Annotated in this window: 26 protein-coding genes and 1 riboswitch; of the genes, 11 read left to right on the top strand and 15 right to left on the bottom strand. The window is 70.8% G+C overall.

Annotated features, from left to right (window positions below; genetic code table 11):
• Positions 1–89 precede the first annotated feature (89 nt).
• The 3 genes from ACQ5BE_RS14290 to adh form a co-directional block, all read right to left on the bottom strand.
• A complete protein-coding gene (locus ACQ5BE_RS14290) occupies positions 90–494 on the bottom strand; it encodes a DUF779 domain-containing protein (RefSeq protein WP_430297628.1) in 405 nt (134 codons plus the stop codon).
• Positions 494–1,516: an alcohol dehydrogenase AdhP gene (gene adhP / locus ACQ5BE_RS14285; RefSeq protein ID WP_430297627.1), complete on the bottom strand. Its 1,023-nt coding sequence runs from the start codon at positions 1,514–1,516 to the stop codon at positions 494–496. The genes ACQ5BE_RS14290 and adhP overlap by 1 nt, the downstream gene beginning before the upstream one ends.
• A gap of 385 nt (positions 1,517–1,901) precedes the next feature.
• Positions 1,902–3,425: an aldehyde dehydrogenase gene (adh, locus tag ACQ5BE_RS14280; RefSeq protein WP_344300780.1), complete on the bottom strand. Its 1,524-nt coding sequence runs from the start codon at positions 3,423–3,425 to the stop codon at positions 1,902–1,904.
• 299 nt (positions 3,426–3,724) lie between these two features.
• On the opposite strand from adh, the gene ACQ5BE_RS14275 reads away from it, so the two are divergent.
• From ACQ5BE_RS14275 to ACQ5BE_RS14250, 6 genes are all read left to right on the top strand, one after another.
• Entirely contained in the window at positions 3,725–4,021 is a 297-nt protein-coding gene (locus tag ACQ5BE_RS14275) for a hypothetical protein (protein ID WP_344300781.1), read from the top strand.
• A 123-nt stretch (positions 4,022–4,144) separates the two neighbouring features.
• Positions 4,145–4,323: riboswitch (M-box (ykoK) riboswitch) on the top strand.
• A 224-nt stretch (positions 4,324–4,547) separates the two neighbouring features.
• On the top strand, positions 4,548–6,245 hold the full coding sequence (locus ACQ5BE_RS14270; RefSeq protein WP_430297625.1) for an NRAMP family divalent metal transporter: 1,698 nt from the start codon (positions 4,548–4,550) through the stop codon (positions 6,243–6,245).
• Positions 6,246–6,326: 81 nt separating this feature from the next.
• Positions 6,327–7,592, top strand: a complete 1,266-nt coding sequence (locus tag ACQ5BE_RS14265; RefSeq protein ID WP_430297624.1) for a magnesium transporter MgtE N-terminal domain-containing protein — start codon at positions 6,327–6,329, stop codon at positions 7,590–7,592.
• A 33-nt stretch (positions 7,593–7,625) separates the two neighbouring features.
• Entirely contained in the window at positions 7,626–8,927 is a 1,302-nt protein-coding gene (locus tag ACQ5BE_RS14260; RefSeq protein WP_430297623.1) for an LCP family protein, read from the top strand.
• A gap of 149 nt (positions 8,928–9,076) precedes the next feature.
• A complete protein-coding gene (locus tag ACQ5BE_RS14255; protein WP_430297621.1) occupies positions 9,077–10,570 on the top strand; it encodes an alkaline phosphatase in 1,494 nt (497 codons plus the stop codon).
• A gap of 75 nt (positions 10,571–10,645) precedes the next feature.
• Positions 10,646–11,152 (top strand): hypothetical protein, encoded by a 507-nt coding sequence (locus ACQ5BE_RS14250; protein WP_430297619.1) that lies wholly within the window; start codon positions 10,646–10,648, stop codon positions 11,150–11,152.
• Positions 11,153–11,199: 47 nt separating this feature from the next.
• Here the strand turns inward: ACQ5BE_RS14250 and mltG are convergent, their stop codons facing one another.
• From mltG to ACQ5BE_RS14235, 3 genes are all read right to left on the bottom strand, one after another.
• Positions 11,200–12,357: an endolytic transglycosylase MltG gene (mltG, locus tag ACQ5BE_RS14245; protein ID WP_344300791.1), complete on the bottom strand. Its 1,158-nt coding sequence runs from the start codon at positions 12,355–12,357 to the stop codon at positions 11,200–11,202.
• 145 nt (positions 12,358–12,502) lie between these two features.
• A complete protein-coding gene (locus ACQ5BE_RS14240) occupies positions 12,503–12,739 on the bottom strand; it encodes a hypothetical protein (protein ID WP_344300792.1) in 237 nt (78 codons plus the stop codon).
• Positions 12,736–12,942, bottom strand: coding sequence for a hypothetical protein (locus ACQ5BE_RS14235; RefSeq protein ID WP_344300793.1), 207 nt, complete (start codon positions 12,940–12,942; stop codon positions 12,736–12,738). Before ACQ5BE_RS14235 ends, ACQ5BE_RS14240 begins: the two co-directional genes overlap by 4 nt.
• Before the next feature lie 100 nt (positions 12,943–13,042).
• Between ACQ5BE_RS14235 and ACQ5BE_RS14230 the strand changes: the two genes are divergently transcribed.
• Complete coding sequence (locus tag ACQ5BE_RS14230; protein WP_344300795.1) at positions 13,043–13,708, top strand: response regulator transcription factor; 666 nt, start codon at positions 13,043–13,045, stop codon at positions 13,706–13,708.
• Here the strand turns inward: ACQ5BE_RS14230 and ACQ5BE_RS14225 are convergent.
• Both ACQ5BE_RS14225 and ACQ5BE_RS14220 read right to left on the bottom strand, forming a co-directional pair.
• Positions 13,699–14,127 (bottom strand): SRPBCC family protein, encoded by a 429-nt coding sequence (locus ACQ5BE_RS14225; RefSeq protein WP_430297618.1) that lies wholly within the window; start codon positions 14,125–14,127, stop codon positions 13,699–13,701. The genes ACQ5BE_RS14230 and ACQ5BE_RS14225 overlap by 10 nt on opposite strands.
• The gene (locus tag ACQ5BE_RS14220) at positions 14,124–14,438 is read right to left on the bottom strand and encodes an ArsR/SmtB family transcription factor (RefSeq protein ID WP_430297617.1); all 315 of its coding nucleotides are present in this window, start codon (positions 14,436–14,438) and stop codon (positions 14,124–14,126) included. The genes ACQ5BE_RS14225 and ACQ5BE_RS14220 overlap by 4 nt, the downstream gene beginning before the upstream one ends.
• Before the next feature lie 74 nt (positions 14,439–14,512).
• On the opposite strand from ACQ5BE_RS14220, the gene ACQ5BE_RS14215 reads away from it, so the two are divergent.
• Positions 14,513–15,016: a LysM peptidoglycan-binding domain-containing protein gene (locus ACQ5BE_RS14215; RefSeq protein ID WP_430297616.1), complete on the top strand. Its 504-nt coding sequence runs from the start codon at positions 14,513–14,515 to the stop codon at positions 15,014–15,016.
• Positions 15,017–15,077: 61 nt separating this feature from the next.
• Here the strand turns inward: ACQ5BE_RS14215 and ACQ5BE_RS14210 are convergent, their stop codons facing one another.
• Positions 15,078–17,942 carry an AAA family ATPase gene (locus ACQ5BE_RS14210; protein ID WP_430297615.1) on the bottom strand — a complete coding sequence of 955 codons (2,865 nt, stop codon included), beginning with the start codon at positions 17,940–17,942 and terminating at the stop codon, positions 15,078–15,080.
• Positions 17,943–17,966: 24 nt separating this feature from the next.
• On the opposite strand from ACQ5BE_RS14210, the gene ACQ5BE_RS14205 reads away from it, so the two are divergent.
• Positions 17,967–18,398 (top strand): ferritin, encoded by a 432-nt coding sequence (locus tag ACQ5BE_RS14205; protein ID WP_430297614.1) that lies wholly within the window; start codon positions 17,967–17,969, stop codon positions 18,396–18,398.
• 118 nt (positions 18,399–18,516) lie between these two features.
• Here the strand turns inward: ACQ5BE_RS14205 and ACQ5BE_RS14200 are convergent, their stop codons facing one another.
• The 5 genes from ACQ5BE_RS14200 to merA all read right to left on the bottom strand — a co-directional run bounded on the left by ACQ5BE_RS14200 (position 18,517) and on the right by merA (position 22,781).
• Positions 18,517–18,951, bottom strand: a complete 435-nt coding sequence (locus tag ACQ5BE_RS14200) for a hypothetical protein (RefSeq protein WP_430297612.1) — start codon at positions 18,949–18,951, stop codon at positions 18,517–18,519.
• Between the two features lie 301 nt (positions 18,952–19,252).
• Positions 19,253–19,828, bottom strand: a complete 576-nt coding sequence (locus ACQ5BE_RS14195; protein ID WP_430297611.1) for a DUF5655 domain-containing protein — start codon at positions 19,826–19,828, stop codon at positions 19,253–19,255.
• 73 nt (positions 19,829–19,901) lie between these two features.
• Complete coding sequence (locus ACQ5BE_RS14190; protein WP_430297610.1) at positions 19,902–20,576, bottom strand: haloacid dehalogenase type II; 675 nt, start codon at positions 20,574–20,576, stop codon at positions 19,902–19,904.
• A 37-nt stretch (positions 20,577–20,613) separates the two neighbouring features.
• Entirely contained in the window at positions 20,614–21,162 is a 549-nt protein-coding gene (locus ACQ5BE_RS14185) for a carboxymuconolactone decarboxylase family protein (protein WP_430297609.1), read from the bottom strand.
• A 185-nt stretch (positions 21,163–21,347) separates the two neighbouring features.
• Positions 21,348–22,781, bottom strand: a complete 1,434-nt coding sequence (gene merA, locus ACQ5BE_RS14180) for a mercury(II) reductase (RefSeq protein WP_430297706.1) — start codon at positions 22,779–22,781, stop codon at positions 21,348–21,350.
• A gap of 151 nt (positions 22,782–22,932) precedes the next feature.
• Here merA and ACQ5BE_RS14175 point away from each other — a divergent pair, with 151 nt between their 5' ends.
• Positions 22,933–23,319: a MerR family DNA-binding protein gene (locus ACQ5BE_RS14175; RefSeq protein WP_430297608.1), complete on the top strand. Its 387-nt coding sequence runs from the start codon at positions 22,933–22,935 to the stop codon at positions 23,317–23,319.
• On the opposite strand, the gene ACQ5BE_RS14170 is transcribed toward ACQ5BE_RS14175, so the two are convergent.
• Positions 23,218–23,775: a heavy metal-responsive transcriptional regulator gene (locus ACQ5BE_RS14170; protein ID WP_430297607.1), complete on the bottom strand. Its 558-nt coding sequence runs from the start codon at positions 23,773–23,775 to the stop codon at positions 23,218–23,220. The genes ACQ5BE_RS14175 and ACQ5BE_RS14170 overlap by 102 nt on opposite strands.
• A 166-nt stretch (positions 23,776–23,941) precedes the next feature.
• Here ACQ5BE_RS14170 and ACQ5BE_RS14165 point away from each other — a divergent pair, with 166 nt between their 5' ends.
• Entirely contained in the window at positions 23,942–24,109 is a 168-nt protein-coding gene (locus ACQ5BE_RS14165; protein WP_430297605.1) for a hypothetical protein, read from the top strand.
• Positions 24,110–24,182: the final 73 nt, after the last annotated feature.

The raw sequence follows: 24,182 nt of genomic DNA, 5'->3' as shown, positions 1-24,182 counted from the left end.
CACACTGGCCGGGGGCTGGCACGGCCAGACGGCGTGTCGTGTTCGACACGCCGCCTGGTGGGAGTCAATACGAGCAGGAAGGAACGCGCCTACGGCACGTCCAGGATCTCGCTGCGGATCAGGAACCGCTTGCCCTCCGGGGCCTCGAGGGAGAAGCCGCTCCCCCGTCCCGCCACCACGTCCACCGTGAGGTGCGTGTGGGACCAGTACGAGAACTGCTCCTTCGACATCCAGAACCCGAGCTCGCCCCGCCCCGGGAGGTCGAAGAGCCCGAGGAGCTCGTCGGCGTCGCCCGTGAGGAAGTCGCCGGCGGGGTAGCACATGGGCGCGGACCCGTCGCAGCACCCGCCGGACTGGTGGAACATGAGCGGGCCGTGCCGTTCCCAGAGCGCGTCCAGCAGGTTCAGGGCCGGCTCGGTCAGTGCCACCCGGGAGAAGTCCTCCCCCGGGCGCACCGGCCGGGCCTTGAGCACCGGCGTCGAAGGCGTGGGCATCAGTACTTGATGACCACGCGGCCGTCGATCTTGGCGTGGTGCATCTCGTCGAAGACCTGGTTGATCTCCTCCAGCTCTCGCGTGTGGAACGTGGGGTGGATGAGGCCGCGGGCGTAGAAGTCGAGCGCCTCCTCGAGGTCCTGCCGCGTGCCGACGATGGACCCGCGGATCGTGAGGCCCTTGAGCACGATGTCGAAGATCGGGGCCGGGAAGTCGCCCGGGGGCAGGCCGTTGAAGACGATGGTGCCGCCGCGGCGGGTCATGCCGATGGCCTGGCCGAAGGCGGCCGGGTGCACGGCGGTGACGAGGACGCCGTGGGCGCCGCCGGTGGCCTTCTGGATGGCCTCGGTCGGGTCCTCGGCGAACGCGTTGACGGTGACCTCGGCGCCGTGCTTCTTCGCGAGCGCGAGCTTTTCATCCGCGACGTCCACGGCCGCGACGCGCATGCCCATCGCGACGGCGTACTGCACCGCGATGTGGCCCAGGCCGCCGATGCCGGAGATGACGACCCACTCGCCCGGGCGGACCTCGGTCTGCTTGAGACCCTTGTACACCGTGACGCCGGCGCACAGGACCGGGGCGACCTCATACGGGTCCGAGCCCTCGGGGATGCGGGCGGCGAACTTCGTGTCCACCAGCATGTACTCGCCGAACGAGCCGTCCACGCCGTAGCCGCCGTTCTGCTGCGACTCGCACAGCGTCTCCCAGCCGGTGCGGCAGTACTCGCAGGTGCCGCAGGCGCTCCACAGCCACGCGTTGCCGATGAGGTCACCCTCCTTCACATCGGTGACGCCCTCGCCGACCGAGACGACCGTGCCGACGCCCTCGTGGCCGGGCACGAGCGGCAGCTTGGGCTTGACGGGCCAGTCGCCCTGGGCCGCGTGGAGGTCGGTGTGGCAGACGCCGCTCGAGATGAGCTTCACGAGCGTCTGGCCGGGGCCGGGGGTGGGGATCTGCAGCTCGTCGACAGTGAGCTCGTCGCCGAACGTGTGGACGACGGCGGCCTTGAAAGTGCTGGTCATGGTCATGCTCCCTTGCATGTTGCGGTGGTTGAGCGGAGTCGAAACCCCGGTGGTTGAGCGGAGCCGAAACCCCGGTGGTTGAGCGGAGCCGAAACCCCGGTGGTTGAGCGGAGCCGAAACCCCGGTGGTTGAGCGGAGCCGAAACCCCGGTGGTTGAGCGGAGCCGAAACCCCGGTGGTTGAGCGGAGTCGAAACCCCTGTGGGTACTGCGGAGCCGGTGGTTGAGCGGAGTCGAAACCCCGGTGGTTGAGCGGAGTCGAAACCCCTGTGGGTACTGCGGAGCCGGTGGTTGAGCGGAGCCGGTGGGTGGCGGAGCCGGTGGTTGAGCGGAGTCGAAACCACGGAGGATTCGACTCCGCTTCGCTCCGCTCAACCGCCGTGCGCTCTAGAAGAAGCCGAGCTTGGACTCCGCGTAGGAGACAAGCAGGTTCTTGGTCTGCTGGTAGTGCTCGAGCATCATGAGGTGGGTCTCGCGGCCGATCCCGGAGGACTTGTACCCGCCGAACGCGGCGTGCGCGGGGTAGGCGTGGTAGTTGTTCACCCAGACGCGCCCGGCCTGGATGTCGCGGCCGGCGCGGTACGCGGTGTTGCCGTCGCGGGACCAGACGCCGGCGCCGAGGCCGTAGAGGGTGTCGTTGGCGATCTCGAGCGCCTCCTCGTAGTCCGAGAAGCTCGTGACCGAGACGACCGGGCCGAAGATCTCCTCCTGGAAGATGCGCATCCTGTTGTTGCCCTCGAAGACGGTGGGCTCGACGTAGTAGCCGCCCGCGAGCTCGCCGGGCAGCTCGGCCCGCTTGCCGCCGGCGAGGACCTTGGCACCTTCGGCCTTGCCGATCTCGATGTAGGAGAGGATCTTCTCGAGCTGGTCGTTGGAGGCCTGCGCGCCGATCATCGTCTCGGTGTCGAGGGGGTTGCCCTGCTTGATGGCCTTGGTCCGCTCCACGACGTCGCCGAGGAACTTCTCGTAGATGCCCTCCTGGACCAGCGCCCGGGACGGGCAGGTGCAGACCTCGCCCTGGTTGAGCGCGAAGAGGGTGAAGCCCTCCTGGGCCTTGTCGTAGAACGCGTCATCCTTGGCGGCGATGTCGTCGAAGAAGATGTTCGGGCTCTTCCCGCCGAGCTCGAGCGTGACGGGGATGAGGTTCTGGGACGCGTACTGCATGATGAGCCGGCCCGTGGTGGTCTCGCCGGTGAAGGCGATTTTGCGGATGCGCGGGGAGGAGGCGAGCGGCTTGCCGGCCTCGACGCCGAATCCGTTGACGATGTTCAGCACGCCGGCCGGGAGGAGGTCGCCGATGATCTCGGCCAGGACCAGGACGCTCGCCGGGGTCTGCTCGGCGGGCTTGAGCACGACGGCGTTGCCCGCCGCGAGCGCGGGGGCCAGCTTCCACGTGGCCATCAGGAGCGGGAAGTTCCACGGGATGATCTGCCCGACCACGCCGAGCGGCTCGTGGAAGTGGTACGCGGTGGTGTTCTCGTCGATCTGGGAGAGCGAGCCCTCCTGGGCGCGGATCGCGCCGGCGTAGTAGCGGAAGTGGTCGACGGCGAGCGGCAGGTCCGCGGCCAGGGTCTCGCGGACGGGCTTGCCATTGTCCCAGGTCTCGGCGACGGCGAGGGTCTCGAGGTTCTCCTCGATGCGGTCCGCGATGCGGTGCAGGATGAGCGCGCGCTCAGCGACGCTGGTCTTGCCCCAGCCCGGGGCGGCCTTGTGGGCGGCGTCGAGGGCGAGCTCGATGTCCGCCGCCTGCGAGCGCGCGACCTCGCAGAACACCTTGCCGGTGACCGGGGTGACGTTCTCGAAGTACTCCCCGCCGACCGGAGCGACCCATTCGCCGCCGATGTAGTTCTCGTAGCGGTCCTTGAAGGTGACCTTGCTGCCTTCTGTGCCGGGGAATGCGTAGACGGTCATGGCGAAACTCCCTTGTCTCTGTGCCTGTGGCCGGTGGTGCCGGCCGAGGTGGCCGGTGGACCGGCGTTGCACCGAGCGTAGGAGCGGTGAGGTTGCGGACTGGTTGCACGAGTGTGGCGGGTATCACAGGCCGATCGGCTTGCCCCGCTCGGAGGCGGGAATTCCGAGGGGGTCAGGTCAGCATCCTGCGAGTCCGCCTCGGCTCGGCCGATGAGAGGAGGCTCGGAGGTGAAGAGGCTTTTGGGCGTCGCGCTCGGAATCCTGAGCGCGACGCCGAGATGTCCGGGCGGGTGGCCGCCGTGAGCGGGCGAGCAGTCTTCGAGGTCATCCGGGAGCGGCTCGGGCCCCGCGATGCCCTGGCGAATCTGGCCGCATTCGACCCGGTCCAGCTCACCGAAGTCTCTGTGATCCTCTCGGCAGTCGCGCTGCCGCTGACCCACATCCCGATCATGATCGTCGCAAATGACCGGAACTACATGGGCGAGCACGTGAACGGCAGATGGTTCAACGCCGTCGGGACGCTGTTCCTGGCGCTGATCCTGGCCGCCGCGCTGCCGGCCATCCCGCTCATGGTCCTCTCCGGCGCAGGAAGCTGAACCGGCTGGCAGCGCATCTGCCCCCCGCAGCCTGCCAGTCCGCAACCGGGAAACGCTTGCCGGGACGTGGACCCGTTCCCTGTGTCTGACGCGGAGGTTCGCCGTGTACCATGGCGGTCGCAAGGTGCCGTTCGTTAGCTGAGGCTCCTTCGCGTACAGAAGCCAGCGACCCCAAACGTCGAGAGACGCCACGGGTCAGGACAGGCTGCCCCGGATCCAAGGGGCAACCCCGATTGGCTCCTCGAGGCACCGGCCCCGAGGTCACGACGCGAAGTGCCAAAGGTCTTACGAGGAAGGGCAATCCTGGGCGGTCTGCCCAGAGCCCCCCGAGGCACGCACTGACGATGCTCAGGAGGTGGTTCGCCATGGCGAGCGGCGATAGTACCTCCTGCCGACGCACTTTCTGACTGGACCTTTTCTCCAGCCGCCCCACCTCCTCGACGCATGCCGGCGACGCCCCAGCCGGGCCCTTCCGGCATGCCCGCTTCATGAATGCCCGGCAACCGCCGGGAGGAAGCAGGCCACCATGCCCACGGTCCCCCCGAACAAGATGGCGCCGCCCGGCCGCCGCGACACACAGCCCCCCGCCTCCCAGACTCGCGCCAACGCCTCCGCGGTCCTTGATTCCGCGCACATTGGCGACATCAAGGGTGCCTTCGGCACCATCCAGCTCGAGGACTCCTCGGCACAGGCGAGCTGGAAGGCCCGGCTGAAGACCCTCCTGGCCGTCGTCGGGCCCGGCCTGATTGTCATGGTCGGCGACAACGATGCCGGAGCGTTCGGCACCTATACCCAGGCCGGCCAGAACTACGGGACGTCCCTGCTGTGGACCCTGCTCCTCCTGGTCCCGGTCCTGTACGTCAACCAGGAGATGGTGCTGCGCCTCGGCGTCGTCACCGGCGTGGGCCACGCCCGGCTCATCCTCGAGCGGTTCGGGAAGTTCTGGGGCGCGTTCAGCGCGATTGACCTGTTCATCCTCAACGCCCTCACGATCGTCACGGAGTTCATCGGCATCTCGATCGGCTTGGACTACCTCGGCGTGCCGAAGGTGGGCGGAGTCGTCGTCGCGGCGCTCTTCGTCGTCGGTGCGGCAAGCACCGGCTCATTCCAGCGCTTCGAACGGGTCTGCCTGGCGCTGGTCGCAGGCTCGGTGCTGCTGGTCCCGGTGTTCTTCATGAGCAGCCCCGACTACGGGCAGATGGCGCACGACTTCGTGGTGCCGGGCATCCCGGCAGGCTCCGATATCGCCGATGTCACCCTGCTGATCATCGCGATCGTGGGCACGACCATCGCGCCCTGGCAGCTGTTCTTCCAGCAGTCCTACGTGATCGACAAGCGCATCACCCCGCGTTACATGAAGTACGAGCGCGTGGACCTCTGGCTCGGGATCGTCATCGTGGTCCTCGGCGCCGCGGCCATCATCTCCTTCACAGCCTTCGCGTTCGCCGGACAGCCCGAGTTCGGCCAGTTCACCGACGCTGGCGGGGTCGCGGAAGGTCTGGGCAAGTATGTGGGCCACCTCGCCGGCATCCTGTTCGCGCTCGCGCTCATTGACGCCTCCATCATCGGCGCCGCGGCCGTTGGCCTCTCGACCTCGTACGCGCTCGGCGACGTCCTCGGCCTCAAGCACTCCCTCCACCGCAAGCCCAGCGAGGCCAAGGGCTTCTACGCCGCATTCGCAGCGGTCATCCTGGTATCGGCCGTCATCGTGGTCATCCCGGGCAGCCCCCTCGGTCTCCTCACGGTCGGCGTGCAGGTCCTCGCCGGGGTGCTGCTGCCCTCGGCCACGGTATTCCTCCTGCTGCTGTGCAACGACCGGCAGGTCATGGGCCCGTGGGTGAACGGACGCGCGATGAACGCCTTCACGTCCGCGGTCATCGCCGTCCTCGTGATCCTGTCGGTGGTGCTCAGCGCCGCGGTGCTGTTCCCGGACATCGACGGAGCCACCATCCTGGAGATCCTCGGCGGCGGCGCCGCGCTGGCAGTCTTGGCCGCCATCGCCCTCGTGGTGGTCCGGGCACGCGCCCGGGCCACGGGCAGGCTCGTACCGGAGGAGCCGGTGGACCGTTCCCAGCGCTCCCGGTGGCGGATGCCCCCGCTGGCGCTGCTCGAACGGCCGCAGCTGTCGGTGGCGCGCCGCGCAGGCCTGAGCGTCCTCCGCCTGTACCTGCTCGTGGCGATGATCCTGGTCATCGTCCGTGTGGTCCAGCTCGCCGTCGCCTGACCCGAATCTTCCCTCCCTGAGGCGTCCGGCGGTCGCATACAGTCACCTCCAGACGCATCCATGTGCACCGAAAGGCACTCGATGACCACCGCAGCACCGACCGCCGCCCTCTCCCTCTCCGCCCTCCTGCGCCAGCCAGTTACGGACTCCGACGGGCATCGCATGGGCACTCTCGCCGATCTCATCGTCCGCCTCCGGCGCGACGACTACCCGCTCGTGACCGGCCTAGTCGTCACGGTCGGGAGCACACGTGTGTTCGTCTCGGCCCAGGATCTCGCAGCCCTCGCCCCCGAGAGGATCGAGCTCGGGGTCGGCACGGTCGACGTGCGCGAGTTCCGCCGTCGGGAGGGCGAGGTCCTCCTCTCGGAAGATGTCCTCGGGCACCGACTCATCGACGTCTCCCGCGCCGCGTTCGTCAAGGCGTACGACGTCCAGCTCAGCCCGGTCCTGGACGGCTGGGCGGCCACCGGCCTGGACGTCCACCGCCGTCGCTGGTTGAGCCTCGGCCCCCGCCACGCCGCCCATGCCCCGCGCGACTGGAAGGACTTCGAACCGCTCATCGGCCACGCCGAGTCGGCCCGGGTTCGGGCCGTCACCGGGCGCATCCCCGAGCTGAAGCCGGCCCAGATTGCAGACATCATCGAAGAGGCCACCGGCGGGGAACAGGACGAGCTCCTCGCCCAGGTCCACGCCGACCCAGAGCTCGAGGCCGACGTCTTCGAAGAGCTCGACGAGGACTCCCAGTCCGAACTCTTCAAGGACCGTTCCGACGCGGAGGTCGCCGAAGTCCTCGGCCGCATGCAGGCCGACGACGCCGCCGACGCCCTCATGGACCTGCCCCAAGAACGCCGCTCCCCGGTCCTGGGCCTGCTGCCCGAGCCCCAGCGCTCCCGGGTCCACCAGCTTCTGGGGTACCACGACCTCACCGCCGGCGGCCTCATGGGCACCGACTTCCTCGCCCTCCCCGCCACCTCGACCGTGGCCGACGCCCTCACGGCCGTCCGCGGGGCCAGCCTGCTCCAGCCCCAGGCACTGACGGTCATCTACACCCTTGCACCGGATGGGACGCTCGACGGCGCGCTCAGCCTCGTCCACGCTGTCCAGGCCGACCCCGGCAGGAGCCTGGCAGAGGTCGCCGACCGCGACGTCGTCTCTGCCTCGCCCGCCGATGACGTCATCGACGTCACCACCCGCATGGCCGACTTCAACCTCCTCGCCATGCCCGTCCTCTCCGAGGACCGCCGCATCCTCGGCGCCATTACCGTCGACGACGCCCTCGAGGCCGCCATCCCCGATGACTGGTCCAATCGTGAGCCTCACCACCACGAGACCCGTCCGGAATCCTGATCCCTGCCCGGCCACTTTCGAGAGGTATGCCGCATGCGCCGATTCGACGCGCCCTACCGCAATCTGTACGAGCGCTCACTCGCCTATGACCGCCGCTGGGTCTATCGCCGACGCCGGGTGGCCGTGCTGGCGGGGCTCCTCGCCGTCGTGCTCGTGATCAGCGGTGGCGTCTACGCTCTGACCACGTACTTCAGCTTCCAGAATGGAATCCGCCGGTCCCAGGCCCTCGAGGGCGGAAAGGGCCTCGATCAGGATGTCAACATCCTGCTCATGGGCCTGGACTCACGCCTCGACGAGGACGGCAAGCCCCTCGCCCAAGAGGACTACGACGCACTGCATTCCGGAAGCTCTGACGACGGCGGCTACAACAGCAACGTCCTGATGGTCCTGCACGTACCGAAGGACGGCAGCACCGCCACGGTCCTCTCGATCCCCCGTGACGACTACGTCGAGCTCGCCGGGCACCCTGACGGCGTGGAGGAGGGCAAGGTCAAGCAGGCCTACGGATACCGCATGGACGAGGCCCAGCGGGAGCTCGCCTCCGCGCGGGGCAGCAGGAGCGACGACGAGATCTACCAGCAGGCCCGTGACGAGGGCCGGAAGGCCGAGATCAAGACGGTCGAGGACTTCCTCGGCGTGAAGATCGACCACTTTGCCGAGGTCACGATGGCCGCATTCCTTTCGGTCGCGAAAGCCGTTGCGCCCATCACCGTGTGCCTCCAGGAGAGCACCAAGGACTCCTACTCGGGCGCCGACTTCAAGGCAGGGCAGCAGCAGATCAACGCCCAACAGGCGGTGGCCTTCGTGCGCCAGCGGCGTGACACCGCCGGCTCGGGGGTGTTCCTCAGCGACCTCGACCGCTCGCGCCGCCAGCAGGCTTTCATCTCATCACTCGCGACCCAGCTCAAGCAGAAGGGGACCTTCACCGACCTCGGGAAGGTCAACGGCATCCTCGATGCACTCAAAGGCAAGATCGCCGTGGACCAAGGTCTCAATGTCGTCGACTTCGGGCTCAAGGCCAAGCAGCTCACCGAGAACAAGACGAAGTTCGTGACACTGCCCATCGTCGACTTCGGGTGGTCGGACGCTGGCGAGTCCGTGAACATCGTGGACAAGGATGCCGTCCGTGCGCAGGTCGCGGACCTGCTGACGCCCAAGGCCCCGGCCGCCCCAGCGTCCCCCTCCGCCACCCAACCGCAGCCGGCGGCACCCAGCGCGCCTCCAGCTCCGGCCGCCCAAGCCGCCCCACCGCCCGCGCCGTCGCCGTCATCGACCTTCAACGCCGGCGATTGGTCCGATGCCCTCGTCGGCGGCGGAGTCCCCTGCGTGAAGTAGAGGCAGGGCAAGACTGCCAGCGTTCCTTCAGTTAATGTCCAGTTTCCTGTGAGTTCCCCGTGGCATGGGCAGCTCGTTGCCCACCGGAACTAGTGTCGCGGTCGCGGCGCCAGTCGACGCCGCGCACTCGCCCCCTGGAGGAACCCCACATGAAGCGCACGATTGCGGCGCTCGCCTCGGCCTGCGCGGTCGGAGCGATCATCGCCACGTCGATCGGTGCAGGCGCCGCGGAGCCAGCCTCGGCCGCTCCGGCTGCGAACGACGGCCGCATCAAGAACGTCATCTACCTGCTGGGCGACGGCATGGGCCGCACCCACGTCACCGCCGGCCGCGAGCGGTTCTACGGCGCCCACGGCCGCCTCGTCATGGAGACCCTGCCGTCCCACGGCTTCGTGAGCACCTACGCCGTGGAGAAGAAGTCCGGCCAGCCCGGGGAGGCCGGCTTCGCGCCGAACTACGTCACCGACTCCGCCTCCGCCGCGACCGCCTGGTCGTCCGGCGTGAAGACCTACAACGCCGCCCTCGGCGTGAACGCCAAGGGCGAGCTCGCCCCGACCGTGATGGAGATGGCCAAGCAGGCCGGCTACCGCACGGGCAACGTCAGCACCGCCGAGATCACCGACGCGACCCCGGCCGGCCAGATGAGCCACGCCCTCGCACGCGGCTGCCAGGGACCCGTGTACACGGCCAAGTCCTGCCAGGACACCGGCGTGACCGGCTCGGAGCTTCCGACGGACGACCTCCGCGTGACCCCCATCGCCAAGCAGATCGCCCGCAACGGCACCGCCGACGTGATCCTCGGCGGCGGCCTGAGCCGGTTCGACACCGCGGACGAGAAGGCGCTGCGCGACCAGGGCTACGACGTCCTCAGCTCGCCGGCCTCGCAGACCGTCGCCACCGAGGACGACCTCGCGAAGACCCAGGGCGGCAAGGTCTTCGGCCTGTTCAACAAGGGCAACCTGACGGTCGAGAAGTCCAAGCAGGACAACCCCGCCTCGCCGGAGGCCAAGGAGCCGACGCTCGCCGAGATGACCAAGAAGTCCATCGACCTGCTCGGCACGGGTGAGAAGGGCAACGGCTTCTACCTCCAGGTCGAGGGCGCGCTGATCGACAAGCGCTCGCACGCGAACGACGCCGCGCAGACGCTCGGGGAGATCAAGGCGTTCGACGACGCGGTCGCCGTCGCCCTCGATTTCGCGAAGAAGGACGGGCACACGCTCGTGGTGGTGACGGCGGACCACGAGTGCGCCGGCTTCAACGTCATCGAGAAGGGCAGCTTCACCAACGCCGAGGCCGCGAACCCGCCGGTCAACGCCGACGGCAGCAACCCCGCGAACAACTCCACGCCGAGCCGCACGGGCGGCAACACGAAGGACGCGTCGCGCTCGACCGGGATCGTGAACGGCGCCGGCGCGGGCGACCCGCACAACTTCGCTCCGGCCACGTTCCGCACCGCCGACGACCCCGCAGGCGTCACGGACGGGACGAAGGAGGCCAGCCTGTGGCTGACCTACCTCTCGGGAAACCACACCGGCGCGGACGTCCCGGTCTACTCCTACGGAGCGGGCTCCGAGAAGCTGCAGGGCACGGTGGACAACACCGACCTCTTCGGCATCGTCACGGACGCCCTCGGGCTCCGCTGATCCACTTCCGGGCGGGGTGAGGGGCAGTCCCCAGACTGCCCCTCACCCGGCCGCCGACCTCCCACCAGGACTGCCATGAAGCTCTTCCTCGCCCCCGCCCTCGCCGTTGCCGCGCTCCTGGCCGGCTGCGCAGCTCCGGCCCCGTCCGAGACCGCCACTCCCCAGCCGGCCTCGGTCCAGACGCAGCTGCCCGGCCTCACGGCGCCCTCCGGGGAGCCTGACCTCCCGTCCCTCGCGGACGCTCACCCGCAGCCTGGCCAGGCAGTCCGCGCCGCGGGTCCGTTCGACAACCGCTTCGAGATCGACGGGCTCGCCTTCGACGGCCAGAAGGTCACAGGTTCGGTGCGGATTACCTCGGACGTGAGCGACCTGCTCGAGCTCGTCGTCGTCGCCGGCTTCTACGATGCCGCCGGCACGCTCCTCGGCACGGCCCGGTTCGAGCACCACGCCGACGGCGATGCAGGCCACGGGCACGTCGGGCCGCCGAGCGAGACCGAGGAGTTCAGCATCACCGTGCCGGCCGACGCCACGGGCAAGGCAGTCTCCGTTGCCGTCGGAGTGCCGGTTCTCGTCAACGAGTAGGCGCGCTCACGCGTGGGCGACGCGCCGCCGTCGTCCCTCGAGCCTCCTCACTTGCACTTCCCCTGATTCGCCGTGCACCACTGCTGGTACTGCTCCACGTAGGCCTGGTGCTCCGCGTAGGTCTTCGCGAACTTGGTCTCGCCGGTGTCGAGGTTGACGGTGACCCAGAACAGGTAGTCGTTGGCGGTGGGGTGCGCCGCTGCTGCGACCGCCTTCGATCCGGGCGAGCCGATGGGTCCCGGCGGGAGGCCGGGATGGACGTAGGTGTTGTACGGGTTGTTCCCGTCCGCCTTCTGTTCCTCGGTGAGCTGGACGGTCTTCGTGCCGAGACCGTAGGTCACCGTGGCGTCGGACTGGATGAGGCCCTTGGTCTCATCGTTCGGCTTGAGGCGGTTCTCGATGGCTCCGGCGACCTTGCCGTAGTCGGCCCGGCCGCCCTCGGCCTGGACGATGCTCGCGACCGTCAGCACCTCGTACTGCTTCGCCGGGTCAGTGATGCCGTCCTGCTTGAGCTCGTCGAGGGTCGCCGAGACGAGCGAGGTGAGGACGTCCTTCGCCGGCGTCCCCACCGGGAAGCGGTACTCGCCTGGCGCCAGATAGCCTTCGAGGGTCTTGGCCTGTGACGGGAGCCCGAACTGGGAAGGCTGGCTGTTCAGCGAGTCGAGTTCCTTCCGGTCGACGCCCGCCGACTTGGCGATCGCGTCGAGCGATTCGTTGATGCGCAACCCAGCGCTCAGCGCGAAGTACATAACCTTCGAGCCGTCGCCCGCCAGGACCTGCGCGGCGTCCGAGGCCTTCATCTCCTTCTTGAAGGTGAAGTCGCCGGGGTGGACCTTCCCGCCGGTGTCCCCGAACGCGCGGACGAACGTGTCGGCGTCCGCGACCACGCCCTGCTCCTGCAGTTCCTTGGCGACCGTGGCAAGGGCATCGCCCTGTTGGACCGTGACCGTGACCGGGTCCGTTCCGGGGCCCGGGTAGTCGGCGACCTTGTCCATCCCAAGGGCAGAGCGCAGGACCAGCGCCACGAGAACTGAGCCGGCGACCACGAGGGCTATGACGACGCCCATGGCAATCGCCGCGGTCCGGAGCGGACGACGGCGCCGCGGGCCTCCCCGGCCTCCCCCGACGATAGCCGGGTGGTCGGCAGGCTCTGCCGTCTCCTCCTGGGCGGCCAGGAGGCCGCCGATTCCCACTGCCGTCGGCACGCGGGCGGAAGACGACTGGTCTTGACCCCCTGAGGTGATCACGTGTCCGAGCTCCTGTCCCTGATGCGGCGCGGCGGGCATGGCCCCGCCCCACGGTCTCTGGGAAGGTACCCCTTCGTCCGCTCGGTGAAACGAGACGGAGCGGTCAGCGGCGGATCCGGCGGGGCTCCTCGAGCTGGTCGGGCGGGATCGGCAGGCCCCTCCAGGGAAGCTCGGTTCCCGGCACGAAGACGTGCTCGGCACGGAAGCCACGCTGGCGGCGCCGGCCGGACGCGACCTCCCAGACAACGTAGACGCGACCGCCGCCGGACGCTACGGCATACCCGTGGATCTCATTGCCGCGTTCCCTGACGATCACCATCTGCACGTCGGGTCGGCTCATGCCCCTTCCACGCCTTGGGCGTGGAACGGCAGGCCGTGTTCGTGCAGCGCCTGGACGATGGACTGCTCGCGCTCGGCAAGCGCGGCGGTGTCGCCGCTCGGCGCGGCCCCCGCTGCCTGGCGCATGGCGTCCTCGACCTGCGCGAGCTGGACGATGAGCTCGCGGACGGTGGCTGGCTCGGAATCCGCTGAGGGGTACGACATGCATCCAGCGTATGGTCGGGTAGACAGGTACGTCTTCACCCCGCGGGGTGAAGAGCCCTGGGGCACAGTTGCGAGGAGCCCTTTGGCCTACAGTTGGGGAATGAGTGCGATCCGTGTGGCGCTCGTCAACGACTACGAGGTCGTGGCGCAAGGACTGATCGGCATGCTCCGGTCGTACCGGGACGTGATCCAGATCGTCGAGGTCGACTTCAGGAAGAACGTCGCCCAGCCGGTCGACGTCACGCTGTACGACACGTTCGCCGCGGCGCAGGGCGACGGCGAGGATGTCCGCCGCCTTGCCTCGAATCCGATGGCCGGCAAGGTGGTGGTGTACTCATGGAACGTCGATCCCGGACTCGTGGACGCCGCTCTGGCCAACGGGGCCACCGCCTACCTGCCCAAGAGCCTCCCGGCGGGGCACCTGGTCACCGCGCTGCAGGCCGTGCACCGGGGAGAGGCTCGGGCGCCTTCGCCCCGGGACGGCTCGTCGAAGGCGGTCGGCGGCGACTGGCCCGGCCGCGAGGAGGGAATGACCCCTCGGGAAGCCGAGGTCCTCGCGCTCATCACCCAGGGACTGACCAACGCCGAGATTGCCAGCCGCACCCACCTGTCGATCAACTCGGTCAAGACCTTCATCCGCAGCTGCTACCGCCGGATCGGCGTGACGAACCGGAGCCAGGCGATCCTCTGGGGCATCGAGCACGGTTTCCGCCCCGACCGGGGGCGTATTCGCCTCACCGACGACCGCCAGGACCGTCAGGCCTGATCTGCCTCCGCGAGCACGCGGTCGATCCGGGACAGGACGCCTGGCCAGCCGTTCCCCATGCCTTCGATCGCACGGGCGCCCAGAGGGGTGTCGAGGCGGAACCCGGCGTGTTCGAGCGTGAGGAGGGTGCCGCCGTCGACCGCTTCGAGGCTCCACGTGATGGTCGTGTCCAGCGTGCCTTCGGCGAAGCTGAAGCGGATGGACACGCCGGGCTCGACGGCGAGGACCTCGCACTTCTGCTGGCCCCATTCGGCCATGTCCATGGTGAAGCGGTGGCCGACGGCTGGGGCGATGTCGCCGGGCGCCCACCAGCGGGCGAGGAGCTCCGGCGTCGTGAGCGCGGCCCACACGGCGGCCGGCGGGTGGGCGAAGCGCCGCTCGAGGCGGATCGTGTTCTCGGCGCGGTCGTTCTCGGTCATGGGGTTCTCTCCTCGTCCAGAAGGTCGGCCAGCGCGTCGAGGCGCCCGCCCCAGTAGTGCTCGAAATGCCCCACCCAGTCCCGCACCTCGAGGAGGCCCGCGGCCTGGAGGTGGTAGACGCGGTTCCGCCCGCGGCGCTCCTCGCGGACCAGGCCCGCATCGCGGAGGACCGCGAGGTGCTCCGAGGCGGCGGAGCGGCTGAGGTCGAGCAGCCCGGTGAGCTCGCCCGCCGTCCTCGGCCCGGCGCGGAGCGCGTCGAGGACGGTGCGCCGCGCGGAGTTCGCGAGGGCACCGAAGACGTCGGGTAGCATGCGTCCACTATACGTCGGAAAAATCCGACAGATCAACCCGTGACAGCGTTGAGGTGACCGCCGACACTGGTGCCATGTCGATCCTGCCGCAGATCAGCCTCCGCACTCCCCTTCCCTTCGACATCCTGGGCGCCCAAGTGGTCGTGGCGGGTCTGGGCGCCGCCTTCGAGGGCGTCTACGGCTCGGTGATCGTGCGCGACGCCGCCGGGCACGTCGTCGCCGAATCGCACCTTTTGGGCGGGGGCAACGGCTTCTCGCTGTTCCACGCCGCGTTCGGGCTCGGCTCGCCCACGACGCCGGAGGGCACCGTGACAGTCCAGGGCGCCAATCCCAGTGGGCTGCCCGAGAACGACGCGTCCGTCACCGTCCCGGTCACCTTCGGGCGGCAGCTCATGGGCGGCACCTACTCCGGGTTCTCGCTGCACACAGTCGCCAACGGCGACACCCTCTCCGGGATCGCGCAGCAGTACTATGGCGACGGGGGCAAGTACGGGCTCATCTTCACCGCGAACCGGGACATCCTCTTCGACCCCGATGTGATCTATCCGGGTCTGGCGCTGCGGGTCCCGCTGGCGTGAGGGGGCGGGTCGGCGGGGGCGCGGCTCCCGTGCGACGCGTTCCCCTCGTCGGCCCCGCCCCTCACAGCGCCTCCTCGTCGGCGGCTCCCCCGCGGTACACGGCCGCGAGCTCCGACCGTGAGCCGATCCCGAGCTTCGCGTAGATCCGGGTGAGGTGGTACTGCACCGTCTTGACGGACACGAACAGCTCGCGTGCCGCCTCCCGGTTGCTGCGGCCGTCCGCCACGAGCCGGGCGACGGCCTCCTCCTGCGCGGTGAACGCGGCGGGAGCGGGAACCGGTGCATGCGCCCCCGCGTCCTCGGACTCGGCACGGGAACCGGCCCGCGAACGGAACACCCCGGTCCCGGCAGCCTGCAGCTCGCGCTCGCACCGGGCCACGTAGACGCTCGCACCCAGGACGGCGAACGCGTCCCTGGCCGCTGCGAGGACACCGCTCGCGTCGCGGCGCCGCCCGGCCCTGCGCAGCGTCTGCCCGTAGGCGAACCGCACCCGAGCGGCGCCCCAGGGCAGCGGCAGCCCCTCGATCGCGGCCAGCGACTCCTCGAACACCGCCACGGCCTCGTCCAGCCGGCCCTGCGCCCCGAGCAGCCGCCCGCGCACGGAGCCGAGCCGCGCCGTCGTGCTTCGGTGCCCGACGCCGCGCGCGGCCGCCTCGAGCGGCGCCAGGAAGGCGTCGGCGCGGTCGAGTTCGCCGGCCATCACGAGGGCGTTGGCGTAGACGTCCTGCCACGGCCAGAATCCGGGCTCGTCGACCCACGGCGTGCGGTCCATGTGCACGATGGGCTCCAAGGCGCGCAGCACGGCCGCGTAGTCCCCGGCGCTCTCGGCCACGGCCGCGGCCGCCATCGCGCCGCTGAGCCGCATGACGGGGTAGGCCTCGGGTCCCGACTGGGCCTGCTGGCTGTGCTCCGCGGCCTCGGCGGCCTGGCCCCTCAGGGCGCAGACCTGCGCGGCGGTCAGGCGCAGCACGGGCTCCACAAGGCTGATCCCCACGGGGTCGTTGAGCGCGAGCCCGGCACGCGCCGTCGCCAGCGCGTCGTCCCAGCGGCCCACAGCGAACTCGGCGCGGGCGAGCCACGCGTGCGCCCAGAGGGCGATGCGCAGCGAGCCGGGCCGCCGCGCCGGCGGGATCGCGGCGCGGAGCTCGAGCCGCGCCGTGTCCATGTCGTCGAGGGCGAGCGCGACCCATCCCCGGCCGAGTCGGAGCCGCTGGTCTCGTCCCGCGAGGTGCGCGGAGGACGAGAGCTCGTCGTACGCCCGCCGCGCCTCCTCGTGGCGCCCCATGAGGCCGAGGGCGAGCCCGAGCATCGCGCGGGCCTCGATCCCGGCGGTGCTGTCGGGGCCGGCAATCCGCACGGCGGTCTCGGTCCAGGCCAGCATGGCCTCCCCGTCCCAGTTCCCGAGGGCGTCCAGGACCCGGTACTGGGCGATGCGCGCGGACAGGTCCGCGGGGGCCGTGGGCGGCCGCGTCTCCCAGGCCCGCGCGAGGAGCGCACCGGCCCGGCGCGCCTGCCCGGTGTGGATGGCGTGGTAGGCCAGCGCGGCATCGCGCTCGGCGCCCTGCGGCAGCGACTCGATCTGCCGGGCGAGCGGGGCGGCCCGGGTCAGGTCCCCGGCCCCGATCATCGCCTCCGCCGCCCGCACAAGACGGTCCTCGCGCAGCGCCGGGTCGACGTGGAGCCGCGCGGCGGCGACGAGTGCATCCGCCGCGGCCCCCCAGTCGCCCTCGGCCGCCTCCGCCTCGGCGAGGGCGTCCACGGCGGCGGCGAGGTCGCCGTCGGGCATCGCCGCAGCGGCGACAAGGTGGCGGACCCTGTCCCGGGTCGATTCGGAGAGCTCGGCGGCGCGCGCATGGAGCGTCGACCGCCGGAGCGGGCCGAGGCCGGCGTGCACCGCGTCGCGGACCAGCGGGTCGCGGATCGTGACCTGAAGGCTTCCGGCGACGGTGCGGCACTCGAGCAGCCCGGCCGCCCACGCGGCGTCGGCGGCGGCGAGCAGGGCCTCCGCATCGCCTTCGGGGAGCCGCGCGAGCTGCGCGGCCGCAGCGGCGCTCGGGGTGCCCCCGAGCACGCTCACCGCCTCGACCAAAGCGCGCGACGGCGCGGGGAGCCCCGCGAGCGCGGCCTCCGCACGCTCGGCAACAGAGCGCACGACGGCGCGCGGCCCCTCCGCTGCGAGCGTCTCCGCCCCGAGGGCCTCCACTCCGTCCGCGAGCGCCTCGAGGGCGAGCCCCGGATTCCCGCCGGTCGCGCGCCAGAGCGCCTGCACGGCGTCCGGTCCCAGGTCCACCCCGGCGCGCGCGAACGCGAGCTCGCGCAGGGCCTCGTGCGTGAGGGGCCCGAGCCGGAGGCGCCGGGCCCGGACGGCGCCGGCGAACTGGGCGGCGGGGCTGGCCGGGCGTGTCCCGGCTGGCCCGCATGCGGCGAGGACCAGGACGGGGCCGCGCAGCCGGCGGAGGGCGAAGGCGAGGGCTTCGAGGGAGAGCTCGTCGGCGTCCTCGAGGCCGTCGAGCACGACGAGGGCGGGGCCGCCTTCCGTCGGACCGCCGGCCCCCGTCAGCCCCGCGAGCCACTCCCCCGCGGCGCGGCCGGCGGGCAGCCACGCGGGCTGGTCGCCGTCGGGTCCCCACGCCTCGGCCCCGGAGCCCTCCTCGTCCAGCCGGCCGGAGCCCGGCGGCGACGCGACCCCGAGCTGGGCAAGGACGCCGCCGCGAAGCCCCCGCTCCCACGGCGTCCCCTCCGCGCGGCGCACCGGGAGGTCTGGGTGGAGCGCGGCGAACGCATCAACCAGCGCCGTCTTCCCGATCCCGGACGGTCCCTCGACGATGACGCACTGCGGGCCCGCGGACGCGGCAGCGCCCAGGAGCGCGTCCAGTTCGGACAGCTCCTGGGCGCGCGCGACCACGCCGTCGTGGGGATTCAGCATGCTTCGACCGTATCCCGCGCCGACGTGACGCGCATCATCACAGAACCGTGCCGCCGGACAGAAGAGCCCAACGCTCTCCTCTTCAGGGCCCACGAGGCCAGCGCAACCGCGTTGCTCGTCCCCATCCGCATCCCGCCCGTCGGCGAGGTCCGCGGCGGCTTCGCCGACGCCACCGAACCCCTCGCCCTGGCCCTCGCCCAGGAGAAGGAGGTCACCGCCCGGATCAAGGACCTCTTCCGCGCAGCAAGGGCCGAAGAGGACGCCCTCGGAGAGCAGTTCATCCTCTGGTTCCTCAAGGAACAGGTCGAAGAAGTCGCCTCCATGACCACCCTCCTGAACGTGGCGCGCAGGGCCGGGGACAACCTCTTCGACCTCGAGAACTACGTCGCCCGCGAGACCATCGGCGACCACCGCCGCGACCCCGACGCCCCCCGCGCCGCAGGCGGCGCCCTCTGACCTCGCCCCGGCGGGTACCGGCCCCGGCTGGCACACTCCACCCCACGCAGACTTCCCACTGCCGAACAGGACAAGGCCTGCCCGAGGAGGCCATCTCTGCGGTGCACCTGATCCGACTTCAACGCGAGTACGAGGCGACGACCACCAGGACCGGGAACGAGTCCCATTCCCCCGTGGCGGAGGGCACCCGGTGCGGCGGGAACCACAGGTCGCACTGGGCCTGGTCCCCGGGGGCATGCTCGAGCCGGTCGGCTGGGTCCTTCGGGGCGTACTCGGGCCGCAGCAGCGCCACCCGCTTCCAGAACCAGGACTCCGAGCCCGGCCAGCCCAGCCGCTCGGCGATCACCGAGGACGGCATGCCCGGGAACTCGGCCAGGATCGCCCGCACCCGGGCCTCGTACTCGTCAAACGCCGAGGGCCGCGGAGGCTGCCGGTAGACCGGCGGTCCCTCGGACCTCAGGGCGCGGGCGACCGTGTTCCTCGACAGGCCCAGCGGCCTTGCGATCTGCGCCTGCGGCACCCCGTCCGCCAGATGGATGGCCGAGGGGATCAAGATCGTCGCCCAGTCCTACAACACCACTGACGTGTCCGGGTGACCCCCACACCGGCAACGGTTCCGCTAAACCGGTTCTGCACGCACCCAGCACAGAGGCAGGGGCCAACGGGGTGGTCTTCCATGGCACTGCTCGACTTCGGAGACGAATACGGGGACGGGGCCAAGGCCGATATGGGGTCAAGAAATGATTGCACTCACCTGTCTCGGCTGGAGCGCCGTCTCGTTCAGGAAAGGCGCCCAAGTGGTCGTTGAGGAGGGCAGGGCTCTGCTCGACGGGCCTCCGGCGGGGAGGCCGTGTTCAGCTGTTCTGCTCGAGGGCGGCTGTGAGGAGGCCGAAGAACTCGTCGTCGGCGTCCTCCGCGGAGCTCAGGCGGACGCGCCACGCGAACGGGTTCCCACCATGGGCCCGGAGCGGCTCCAGGCGCCTGGGGGCGGGGCCGTCCCAGCGGAGCGCTACGTCGACGCCGGACTTGGTCGCCGCGGTGACCTGGGCGAACTTCCGCCGCGGCGAGAGGAGGGAGACATACCCTTTGCGCAGCTGGATTGTCACGCCGTCGGCCGTCCCGGCCCACGCCAGGACCGCGTCGGCGATGGGGCGGAGATGGGGACGGTCGGCGTACTGGCCGTCGAGGAGCTCGTCGGCGGTGTGCAGCATGAAGTCCGGGTAGCCGAACACCTCCCACGAGACCGCGTACTGGGCGTAGCCGGTCACGCCGTGCTCGCTGCGCAGCCACGCCGCCAGGGCCGTGTTGTCCGTGAAGCCCTGCTGCCGGGCGAGGTCGGCCCACCACCGGATGTCGTGCCCGGTCCGGCGCAGCAGCAGCGACTGGTTCCACTCGACCATTCCCTGCCACGTCCGCGGTTCGGTGCCCATGGAGATGACAATAGCGGCTGCGGGCGCCGCGGACCGCCGCGTAGGTTGGCTGGCCCAGCACGGCGGGGCGGGGTCAGCGGCCCGGGAGCTCGTCGACGAGGTGCGTCAGGGAAGCCACCGCCAGGTCCGGGCGGGCCAGGTACGACGGGTAGGTGGCGCGGGCGCGGTTGACCCAGGCGGTGCGCAGGCCGGCGCGGGCTGCGCCGTGGATGTCCCAGGGGTGCACCGCGACCAGGAGCATGTCCTCTTCCCGGACCCCGCACCGCTGGGCGGCGTACTGGTAGGAGGAGGGGTGCGGCTTCCAGGCAGGGGCGTCCTCGACGGACAGGAGCGCCTCGAACTCCTCCCGGATCCCGGCAGCGTCGAAGAGCTTCTGGGCGACGTGGGCTGAGCCGTTGGTCAGGGTCACGAGCCGGCGCCCTGCCGCCCTCAGGGCCCGGACCCCCTCGGGCACGTCCGGGTGCAGAGGAAGGTCCGCGACAGAGGCGGCCAGGCTCCGGGCCGTGCCCGCGGGATCGGCCACGCCTGCCCCATCGAGGAGTCCGGTGAGGACCTCGGCGCCGATCTCGCCGAAAGGGGCCGCGTCTCCGGCGGCGGCGAGGGCGAACCCTTCCCTCAGGAGGGTGGCGAACCACAGCTTCGCCAGGTGCTCGGGGGCCCCGGTCTCGGCGAACCGGCCTCCCATGGGGGACATGTCGGAGAGGGTCTCGTTGACGTCGAAGACGATCACTTCGGGTGCTTCGGCCATGTCTGGTCCTTCCTCGATCGAACGGCTTGGGCGCGGGTCAGGCGGTGAGGGGCTCGGCGGCGGGGACGTCGAGCTCGGTATGGGCGTAGTGGTTGAAGTAGTTCGTGAACAGGTTCACGGCGATGTGGGCGAAGGCCTCGGTGAGCTCGGTGTCGGTCCACCCGGCCTCCAGGGCGGCGTGCCAGAGGGGCTCGGGGACATTGCCGGTGTCGGCGGCGGCGGCCCGGGCGACCTCGGTCAGGGCCGCGAGCCGGGGGTCGAAGCCGACCTCCCCGGCCCGGAGGGCGAGGATCTGCTCGTCGGCGAGTCCGGCCTTGCGGGCCGAGACAGTGTGGGCTCCCTGGCAGTAGTCGCAGCCGTTCTGGTTGCCCACGGCCAGGGCGATCGCCTCCCGGGTCGCCGCGTCGAAGGTCCCGTGCTCGGCGATGGCGTTCTGCATGCCCTGGTAGGCCGCGATCACCACCGAGGAGTGGGCCATCTCCGCGTGGATGTTCATGAACCGGCCCATCCGCTTCTCCAGACGCTCGGCATGCTGGCGGGAGGCCTCCGGGACGGTGTCGAGGGTGTGGACGGGGATGCGGGGCATAGGACTTACTCCTTCTTCGTTTCCTCGAGAGGCACTGGCGGCGGTTCTGGCGCCGGGGCCGCGCCTCTTGTTTCCTTCTCATTGCCCTCTCGGGCGGGTTTTCCACGCTAGGGGCCCGGCCGGGGGGTCTTCTGTGTGCCTGCGCACAGAACACCCGGCAGATCGGTACCCGCGGCCGAGGTGGTTCACACGGCGCAGCAGGAGAGCCGGGAGACGTCGGTGGTGTAGGACTGGGCGGCGATCTTGAGCCCCTCGGCCATGGTCAGGTACGGCGCCCACCGCGAGGCGAGCTCGTGGACGGTGGTGCCGGTGCCGATCAGGTGCACCCCGGCCGCGGCGAGCTCGCCGGCGTCCTGGGCCACGGCTGTGATGCCCAGGATCCGCCCGGTGCCCTGATCGGCGACGATCTTGATGAACCCGCGGGTGTCCCGGTTCACCAGTGCCCTGGGCACGAACTCCAGCGGCAGCACCCGGCACTCGCACGTATGCCCTTCGCTGTTGGCCTGCCGGTCGGTCAGCCCCACCGCCCCGACGGCGGGGCTGGTGAACGCCACCCTCGGCAGCTGCGAGTAGTCCACCTCCAGCCCCGCGCCGGTGAAGGCGTTCTCCACGGCCAGGGCGCCGTGGGCGGCGGCGACGTTGACGAACTCCCGGTGCCCGGTCACGTCCCCCGCAGCCCAGATGCGCGGGTTCGTGCTCCGCAGGCCCGCGTCGACCAGGACCTCGCCGAGGCTGCCGGTGGCGGCCCCGACCCCGGCCAGGCCCAGCCCCGCAGTCACGGGGCGGCGGCCGGTGGCCATCAGGACACGTTCCGCCCGGTACTCCTCCGCCGCGCCGCCGACGTCGGCCGTGACGACCGCCTCCCCTGTGGAGGGTTCGGTGCGGACCCCGGTGGGGACGGCGCGGCGGACGATCCGGATGCCCTCGTCGTGGAAGACGGATGCCAGGGCCATGGAGACCTCGGGCTCCTCGCCGGAGAGCAGCCGCGAGCGGACCAGCATGGTGACGCGGGAGCCGAGGCGGGCGAACAGCTGGGCCTGCTCGACCGCGACGTACCCGCCGCCGACCACGAGCAGGGACTCGGGGACCTCGGCAAGCTCCATGGCGGTCTGCGAGGTCAGGTAGCCCGCCTGCCTGAGTCCGGGCAGTTCCGGCACCCACGGCGCCGACCCGGTCGCGACAAGGTGGTGTCGCCCCCGCAGCACAACAGCTGCCCCACCGTCGTCGCCGGCCACCTCCAGGACCGGGTCCTCCGGGGTCCCGACGAATGACGCGGTGCCACGGTGGATGTCCCAGCCGTAGTCATCGGCCAGGTCCAGGTACTTCTGCTGGCGCATCCACCCCACCAGGTCGTCCTTCCCGGCCATGAGGGCAGGCAGGTCCAGGCCCACGGCCGCCGGCTCCAGCCCCGGAAACCGGGCCGCGTCCGCGCCGGCGTGGCGGGCGGCCGCTGCGGCCAGGAGGGCCTTGGACGGCACGCACCCGGTGTTCACGCAGGTCCCGCCCACCGTCCCCGCCTCTGCCATCGCCACCCGCAGTCCCAGGCCCGTTGCCCGGATCGCCGCCGCGAACCCGGCACTGCCCGACCCGACGACGACCAGATCGTACTCCTGAGCAATCGTCACCTTCGTCTCCTCCACTTCATACGCATGCTGCTGTTCGTCCCCGACTCTGCGCCTTCCAGCCGCTGGAAGGTCAAGGGCGGGAATCCCAGGGAACCGGCAGCGGTTGAGACCGTCAGGACCGGATCGGGAATTAAGGGAGCACTTGATGCGCATCTCCGAGGCGGCGGCCGCCGCGGGCACGACCGCCAAGACCCTGCGCTTCTACGAGGACATCGGCCTCCTGCCCGGCATCGGCCGGACCCCGGCCGGCTACCGCGACTACCCACAGGAAGCCGTCCAGCGGGCGGCGTTCGTCCGCCGCTCCCGCGCTGCAGGTCTGACCCTCGAGCAGGCCGGCGCCCTCCTGGCCGTGCACGACGGCGGGACTAGGCCCTGCTCCCACGTCCGCGACCGCCTGGCCGACCAGCTCGAGGCCCTCGACGCCCGCATCTCAGAGCTCCAGGCCCTCCGCAGCACCCTCGCCGACCGGCTCCGGGCCGCCGCATCGGGGCCGGAGGCCTGCGACCCCCGGCAGGTCTGCAGCTATCTCTGACCGCCGCCGGGCCCGGCCACCGAGGCCCGTCCGGTCCCACGGGCCCTCGATGATGCGGCAGAATACCGCCTCCTGCCCGGAGCGCATCGACTCCTCTGCCGCGTCCCGAGCGGCCAGGAGGGACTCGCGCAGCGCCCCGAGCTCGGCCAGGGTGCGCTCTATCTGGGCCAGATGCCCATCCAGCAGCCCGATCACTAGCCCGCACGGCTGGGCGTCCCCGCGCTGGAGGTCAAGGACCTCGGCGATCTCGGACAGGCTCAGCCCCAGCGACTTCGCACGCCGGATGAACTGCAGGACCGCCACATCCCCGTCCGTGAACAGCCGGTACCCGCTCGAGGTCCGCTCCGGCGCCGGCAGCAGCCCCCTGGACTCGTACACCCGGATCGCCTTCCGCGTCACCCCGGCCCTCCGCGCCGCCTCCCCCACCGTGTAGGCAGGGACCTCCTCGACCAGCACGCGCACCTCCCACGACCTTGATCTCCTTCCTCCAGTGTCAGCCCTGCCCCAAGGGCCAGCTCAACTCCTGGACCCGATGAGCGGACTCTGCCCTTGACCTTGCCCCCAGGGCCGAGGTGCAGGATGGAAGGACATTTCAGAACCAGACGACGAGGAGGATCGTGCCATGCCGTTCCACCAGGGAGACGTCTACCGCTGCCCCGACGCCGACTGCGGCTGCGAGGTGACCGTCACCAAGAGCGCAGCCCCCGGAAAGGGAGGCGACAGCAGCCCCACCTGCTGCTGCGGCCTCACGATGCAGAAGCTGCCCGCCGAACCGGCCGCAGCCATCTGAGGCGCCCGTGGGATTCCCGGTGGGCCTCACTGTAGGAGGGCGGCCGCTGATCTTGAAGGGGCGGAAGTGCCCA

Source organism: Sinomonas sp. B1-1, from assembly GCF_050474465.1.
Lineage (GTDB): Bacteria > Actinomycetota > Actinomycetes > Actinomycetales > Micrococcaceae > Sinomonas > Sinomonas flava.
Note: the sequence above shows the minus strand (reverse complement) of the source record. Positions and strands in the feature narration are given on the sequence as shown.

Excerpts from the sequence above, each read along its gene's own strand:
- ACQ5BE_RS14290 (WP_430297628.1), bottom strand. The coding sequence starts at position 494 with ATGCCCACGCCTTCGACGCCGGTGCTCAAGGCCCGGCCGGTGCGCCCG.
- adhP (WP_430297627.1), bottom strand. The coding sequence starts at position 1,516 with ATGACCAGCACTTTCAAGGCCGCCGTCGTCCACACGTTCGGCGACGAG.
- adh (WP_344300780.1), bottom strand. The coding sequence starts at position 3,425 with ATGACCGTCTACGCATTCCCCGGCACAGAAGGCAGCAAGGTCACCTTC.
- ACQ5BE_RS14270 (WP_430297625.1), top strand. The coding sequence starts at position 4,548 with ATGCCCACGGTCCCCCCGAACAAGATGGCGCCGCCCGGCCGCCGCGAC.
- ACQ5BE_RS14265 (WP_430297624.1), top strand. The coding sequence starts at position 6,327 with ATGACCACCGCAGCACCGACCGCCGCCCTCTCCCTCTCCGCCCTCCTG.
- ACQ5BE_RS14260 (WP_430297623.1), top strand. The coding sequence starts at position 7,626 with ATGCGCCGATTCGACGCGCCCTACCGCAATCTGTACGAGCGCTCACTC.
- ACQ5BE_RS14255 (WP_430297621.1), top strand. The coding sequence starts at position 9,077 with ATGAAGCGCACGATTGCGGCGCTCGCCTCGGCCTGCGCGGTCGGAGCG.
- ACQ5BE_RS14250 (WP_430297619.1), top strand. The coding sequence starts at position 10,646 with ATGAAGCTCTTCCTCGCCCCCGCCCTCGCCGTTGCCGCGCTCCTGGCC.
- ACQ5BE_RS14240 (WP_344300792.1), bottom strand. The coding sequence starts at position 12,739 with ATGAGCCGACCCGACGTGCAGATGGTGATCGTCAGGGAACGCGGCAAT.
- ACQ5BE_RS14235 (WP_344300793.1), bottom strand. The coding sequence starts at position 12,942 with ATGTCGTACCCCTCAGCGGATTCCGAGCCAGCCACCGTCCGCGAGCTC.
- ACQ5BE_RS14230 (WP_344300795.1), top strand. The coding sequence starts at position 13,043 with ATGAGTGCGATCCGTGTGGCGCTCGTCAACGACTACGAGGTCGTGGCG.
- ACQ5BE_RS14225 (WP_430297618.1), bottom strand. The coding sequence starts at position 14,127 with ATGACCGAGAACGACCGCGCCGAGAACACGATCCGCCTCGAGCGGCGC.
- ACQ5BE_RS14220 (WP_430297617.1), bottom strand. The coding sequence starts at position 14,438 with ATGCTACCCGACGTCTTCGGTGCCCTCGCGAACTCCGCGCGGCGCACC.
- ACQ5BE_RS14215 (WP_430297616.1), top strand. The coding sequence starts at position 14,513 with ATGTCGATCCTGCCGCAGATCAGCCTCCGCACTCCCCTTCCCTTCGAC.
- ACQ5BE_RS14210 (WP_430297615.1), bottom strand. The coding sequence starts at position 17,942 with ATGCTGAATCCCCACGACGGCGTGGTCGCGCGCGCCCAGGAGCTGTCC.
- ACQ5BE_RS14195 (WP_430297611.1), bottom strand. The coding sequence starts at position 19,828 with ATGGGCACCGAACCGCGGACGTGGCAGGGAATGGTCGAGTGGAACCAG.
- ACQ5BE_RS14190 (WP_430297610.1), bottom strand. The coding sequence starts at position 20,576 with ATGGCCGAAGCACCCGAAGTGATCGTCTTCGACGTCAACGAGACCCTC.
- ACQ5BE_RS14185 (WP_430297609.1), bottom strand. The coding sequence starts at position 21,162 with ATGCCCCGCATCCCCGTCCACACCCTCGACACCGTCCCGGAGGCCTCC.
- ACQ5BE_RS14175 (WP_430297608.1), top strand. The coding sequence starts at position 22,933 with ATGCGCATCTCCGAGGCGGCGGCCGCCGCGGGCACGACCGCCAAGACC.
- ACQ5BE_RS14165 (WP_430297605.1), top strand. The coding sequence starts at position 23,942 with ATGCCGTTCCACCAGGGAGACGTCTACCGCTGCCCCGACGCCGACTGC.